We start from the raw sequence: 4,759 nt of genomic DNA on the forward strand, positions 1-4,759 counted from the left end.
GGCGAGCGACATGCCGAGAAGCGTGGCAACTCCAGCCGTGCCTTGCGTGACGGGCGGATCGTGTACGTTCAAGGCGTGTTCCTTAAGCCCGCGTGAGCAACAGTGACGAACACTCACGTCCTTCGCAGCCTGCGGCGCCAGCGGGTGCCATAACGGCGGCGCGACCGCCATTGAAGTCGCCCAACAATCCGTTCAACGCCGACGCGCTGCAAGCGGCGCGCCGGTTAACGGCACGTTGGGCAGCGCGAACCGTAATCGGTGACAATACGGCTTATATCCGGTAATCCGAAGAAGCTCAGTATGGAATTGACCGCAGTGCTGACGCCAGCCGAAGAAGGCGGATTCGTTGCGCTTAACCCCGAAACTGGCACAACGACCCAGGGCGAGACTATCGAGGAGGCGGTCGCGAATCTGCGCGAAGCGACAGCCCTGTATCTCGAGGAGTTTCCCATGGATCTCCGAGGCCATCCGGTGGTGACCATGTTCTCGCTTCCTGAGCATGCCTAAACTGCCCCGGGTTCCGGGAGCGGAGGCAGTTCGCGCGTTGCAGCGGCTAGGCTTTGAGCAAGTGCGCCAGAGGGAAGTCACGTAATCATGCGTCGTGGGGCGAAGGGGTGCGTCGTTCCACTTCATTCCGAGTTGAAGGTCGGCACACTCGCTGGCGTTTTGCGCCAAGCTGAAGTTTCGGCCGAAGAGTTCATCGAAGCGCTGTAAATGGCGCTGCCCAACCAGTGGCTGGAGTGGACCGCCCAACAGCGTCGCTTCGCTTGCTGTTGGGTTCCCTCCGCGCTTCGCGCGCCGGCAGCCGGTCATGTCGAACGTTCGGCCAGAGATCTCCTGGCCGGCGGATCCTGGTATCCGGCCTGGCGATCGCCGCAATGGGTACCGCGCCGCTTTTCCTCTATGTGCTGTTTGGCTTGGCGGACGGCAAGCCGATTACTCTTGGCTTGTTGGCGATGCCGGTTGGAATCGTCGGGGGCCGCATCGGTGCGGTGACTCTCGGGCTTGAGTACCGGCACCGCCGCCCTAGCTGAGCAATGTTCCGTTTCATCGGCATCTGCATTCTTCTCTACGTCGCCTGGTCACTCTACCGAGGCGAGGTCTCTGGCAAGGACCGCTGGAGGAGCAAGACCGTGTCGCGCGACGGGGAGCCGGGCGAGTACTGGATGATGATCGGCGTGTACAGCCTGCTGGGCGTGATGTGCATCTTCTGGTTCTGAATCCGCGATGAGCGACCGGCACGACAATCCCCCTGGCCTGAAGTGGATCACGGTCCTCGGCCTCGCGGGCTTCCTCGCGGGCTTCGTGGGGCCAATGCTCCTGGCGCCGGATGCGAACCTGGGTCCGGCCGTCGGCATATTTATCACGGGTCCGGCGGGAGTGGCGCTGGGCGCGCTGCTCTGGGGCCTCTGCGCACTCCTCAAACCGGCGGCGCGCACGCAATGGCGCCTGTTGTATTCGGTCGCGACGCTCGGCGTGCTCGCGACTTTGCTCTCCATCCGGCCGGAGCCGAAGTGGTTAGGTTACGTGTTCGAAGGGCGCGTGCAGTCGTGCGCGCGGCCGTCGGCGCTCGAGGCCGACGTGCTCGGCTACTGGCACAAGCGCATCGCGGAAGTGAACTGGGCGCAGCCGCGCGCGGGCTGGGAGAACGACATGCGCCGGACGCTTAGCCGCGCGCCAGGCGCGGTGGTGTCGGTGCGCCTCGAACGCCGCAACGCGATCCGGCAGAACCGCCTGCTGTGGAATCGCGAGGAGTTCGCCTCAGGTTGGCAGCCGCACGACGACGACATGTTTTTCTACCTCGAGAATGGCAACTGCGCCGAGTTTCCGGCGGGCCGCGATATTCGTGGTTATCAGAACCTGGACTACGACGGCCGGCCGGTGGACGTCGAAGCTTGGCCACCGCCGGAACTGCTGCGCGTGTTGCGCGCGGCGGAGTTCGATGACATTCCGGAGCGTTGGCGAAACCTCTGAGCGCCCTGGCGAGCTTGGCGATCTCGATCTCGAGCGTTAATGACTTCGCGACAGCTCAATCAGTCCGTCCACCAGCCAGTACCAGTTGTAGGTCGACTCCACCACAACCCCGGCAAGCCTCTTTGCGATAGGGCGCCAGTTCGGCCAGCATCAACCGAAGATCGTTGCGAAGCCGCTTCTCGTAGAGCACGCGATCCTGCTCGTCAATCATCACCAGCACCACGTTTGTTGGAATGCAGATCGATGCCGCCGTATAGTCTCATCGTCGCCTCTTCGTCGGGTCGTTGGTCATGAACCCACTTGCATTCACGACGCTACGCCCCGTCGCAGGAGGCGGCTAGATGATTATCAGTTCTTCGCGAGGCGATCGAATTTCACCTGGCTGGACATCGTGAAGACGGGACACCCATACCCCAGCCGTCCCGCCGAGTGGATTAAATCAAAGTGGCGGCACAACCACCCGATCCACGGCCGACGCCCGCAAGCGGGCGCTTGCTCGCGTGGGTGATCGGGACACGTTAGACCGACGAGTGGAAGATGAACACGACCGAGCGATTCCGGGGATGCCTACTGGGGCTTGCGGTTGGTGACGCTGTCGGGACGACCGTGGAGTTCCAACGTCCAGGCACGTTCGAGCCCTTGAAGGACATGCTCGGCGGGGGCCCGTTCGGTCTCGCGCCTGGTCAGTGGACGGACGACACCTCGATGGCGCTCTGTCTGGCTTCGAGCCTCATCGAGCGAGGCGAGTTCGATCCCCAGGATCAGATGGATCGTTACTGCCGCTGGGCCAATACCGGTTATCTGAGCAGCACCGGGCGTTGCTTCGATATCGGCAACACCGTTGCGTCGGCACTGCGGAGGTATCGGCGCGACGGAAACCCGTATGCGGGATCTACCGATCCGAACACGGCAGGCAACGGGTGCATCATGCGGCTCGCTCCGGTTGCGATGTATTACTATCCGGATGTTGACGCGGCCGAACGTTTTGCCGCCGAGAGCTCGCGCACGACGCATGGTGCCAACGAGTGCATCGACGCGTGCCGACTTTTCGCGAGGGTCATCTGCCGCGCTCTATCCGGATGCTCGAAGCTGGATGTTCTCACGGGAGATGCCGACTCCTTCACGGCGGGCGAGAGGATCTCGGCAATCGCGAACGCGTCCTACCTCACCAAACCGAAGAGTGCTATTCGAGGATCGGGCTACGTGGTCGAGAGTCTGGAAGCCGCATTGTGGGCTTTCGCGCGTACGGAGTCTTTCGAGGACGCCATCCTCGCCGCGGCGAACCTCGGCGACGACGCCGACACGACGGCGGCGGTATGCGGTCAGGTGGCTGGCGCGTACTACGGGGTGGCTGGAATTCCCCGGCACTGGTTGGAACGCCTTGCGATGCGGTCCGAGATCACCAAACTCGCGGATCAACTTTGCAGGAAGGTGCAAGGAGCGGTCTGAGAACAGCATGCAGCAGCTGCGCAAACTCGGCGTGAGTCTGGAACTGGCGTGAAACAGCGTCCAATTTGCGCACGGTTCCTGGCATCTGAGTCGCAGCCCTGCGCTCTCGTTTGCCCTGCTTGGGAGAGACTTTCATGTGCTTGGGTTACCGTCCTTGGCTGCTCTGGCCCGACCCGCTTGCCCGGCTCTGCCGAACCGCCGTGTACGCGACCCGTTCGTACGGTGGTGTGGGAGGGGTAAGACCTTTTTTCTCAACTAGACCGCACAGGGAGCGCACCGTGCCTTCGCCAACACCTCTAATCTCCATCGTTGCCACTGAAGCACCAGCCAGATCCAAGCGCTCGAACTACCCGGAGCCCTTTGCGTCTGGCATGGCGGGTCGGCAGAAGCATCCGCTCGGAGATCTGTTCGGTCTCACCAACTTCGGCGTCAACTTGACCCGTCTTGCCCCCGGCGCAGTCTCCGCACTTCGCCATGCGCACACCAAGCAGGACGAGTTTGTCTATATCCTTCAAGGGTGCCCCACGCTGCACACCGATGAAGGGCATACGCTGCTGACACCTGGTATGTGCGCCGGCTTCAAGGCCGGTACGGGTAACGGGCATCGCATCATCAACAACACCACCGAGGAAGTCGTCTACTTGGAAATCGGTGATCGCACGCCGGGAGACGAAGTTGCGTACCCGGACGATGACATCTGCGCCCAGCTCGTCAACGGACGTTGGACCTTCACGCACAAGGACGGCACGCCGTACTGAGCCATTCGCGGGCGCGGCGACACCGCCTGTTGCAACGACTTCGGTATTGAGGTCATCGGCCGCCGCACCGCTTCATCCAGGTGGTGGCAGGGCCGCGCCAGGTGGGCAAATCCACGCTGGTGCAACAGGTGGTGTAAGCGCTCGGCGTGCCGGTGCGCTAGGCAAGCGCCGAGGAGCCGACGTTTCGCGGCGGCGACTGGATCGCCCAACAGTGGGAGGCGGCGCGACCTGCGCCACCGCTTCCGGCCGGACTGACTGGAGCGAAAGCGCGAACCACCAAGGGCACCAAGAAACGCGAGAAGAAAAAAGGACGCGAACGGACAGTCGACGAATACGCGCCCCGAAGGATCATCCCTCGCCCCCCGCAGCGGAGGGGGAGGGACAGGCTCCTTGCGCTACGACGCTTTATCCAGCGGACTCCGCACGCCTCGGCCGCCAGCCGAAGTCCACGTCCTTGACGCGTAGCCTGAGGCACTCCATCAGTCGCATGCCTGTCCCGTACAGCAGGCTGGCCATGAGCCAACGCGTGCCATCCAGGGCCTGCAGGAGTCTCTCGACCTCTTCTTTCGTGAGCACAA

The 4,759-nt window shown here is 62.9% G+C and carries 6 protein-coding genes and 1 pseudogene; 5 read left to right on the top strand and 2 right to left on the bottom strand.

What is annotated here, in order from left to right:
* Nucleotides 1-300 precede the first annotated feature (300 nt).
* The 3 genes from VNM24_07135 to VNM24_07145 all read left to right on the top strand — a co-directional run bounded on the left by VNM24_07135 (nt 301) and on the right by VNM24_07145 (nt 1,974).
* Nucleotides 301-507, top strand: coding sequence for a hypothetical protein (locus tag VNM24_07135; protein ID HWQ38373.1), 207 nt, complete (start codon nt 301-303; stop codon nt 505-507).
* 530 nt (nt 508-1,037) lie between these two features.
* Nucleotides 1,038-1,220: a hypothetical protein gene (locus VNM24_07140; protein HWQ38374.1), complete on the top strand. Its 183-nt coding sequence runs from the start codon at nt 1,038-1,040 to the stop codon at nt 1,218-1,220.
* A 7-nt stretch (nt 1,221-1,227) separates the two neighbouring features.
* A complete protein-coding gene (locus tag VNM24_07145; protein ID HWQ38375.1) occupies nt 1,228-1,974 on the top strand; it encodes a hypothetical protein in 747 nt (248 codons plus the stop codon).
* 55 nt (nt 1,975-2,029) lie between these two features.
* On the opposite strand, the gene VNM24_07150 is transcribed toward VNM24_07145, so the two are convergent.
* The gene (locus tag VNM24_07150) at nt 2,030-2,197 is read right to left on the bottom strand and encodes a hypothetical protein (protein ID HWQ38376.1); all 168 of its coding nucleotides are present in this window, start codon (nt 2,195-2,197) and stop codon (nt 2,030-2,032) included.
* A gap of 314 nt (nt 2,198-2,511) precedes the next feature.
* Between VNM24_07150 and VNM24_07155 the strand changes: the two genes are divergently transcribed.
* Both VNM24_07155 and VNM24_07160 read left to right on the top strand, forming a co-directional pair.
* Nucleotides 2,512-3,423 carry an ADP-ribosylglycohydrolase family protein gene (locus VNM24_07155; GenBank protein HWQ38377.1) on the top strand — a complete coding sequence of 304 codons (912 nt, stop codon included), beginning with the start codon at nt 2,512-2,514 and terminating at the stop codon, nt 3,421-3,423.
* A 278-nt stretch (nt 3,424-3,701) separates the two neighbouring features.
* On the top strand, nt 3,702-4,181 hold the full coding sequence (locus VNM24_07160; GenBank protein HWQ38378.1) for a cupin domain-containing protein: 480 nt from the start codon (nt 3,702-3,704) through the stop codon (nt 4,179-4,181).
* A gap of 441 nt (nt 4,182-4,622) precedes the next feature.
* On the opposite strand, the pseudogene VNM24_07165 reads toward VNM24_07160, so the two are convergent.
* A pseudogene (locus VNM24_07165) lies at nt 4,623-4,759 on the bottom strand (tyrosine-type recombinase/integrase).

The organism is Burkholderiales bacterium, from assembly GCA_035560005.1.
Classification (GTDB): Bacteria; Pseudomonadota; Gammaproteobacteria; order Burkholderiales; family Eutrophovitaceae; genus DASRFY01.

Excerpts from the sequence above, each read along its gene's own strand:
- VNM24_07145 (HWQ38375.1), top strand. The coding sequence starts at position 1,228 with ATGAGCGACCGGCACGACAATCCCCCTGGCCTGAAGTGGATCACGGTC.
- VNM24_07135 (HWQ38373.1), top strand. The coding sequence starts at position 301 with ATGGAATTGACCGCAGTGCTGACGCCAGCCGAAGAAGGCGGATTCGTT.
- VNM24_07155 (HWQ38377.1), top strand. The coding sequence starts at position 2,512 with ATGAACACGACCGAGCGATTCCGGGGATGCCTACTGGGGCTTGCGGTT.
- VNM24_07140 (HWQ38374.1), top strand. The coding sequence starts at position 1,038 with ATGTTCCGTTTCATCGGCATCTGCATTCTTCTCTACGTCGCCTGGTCA.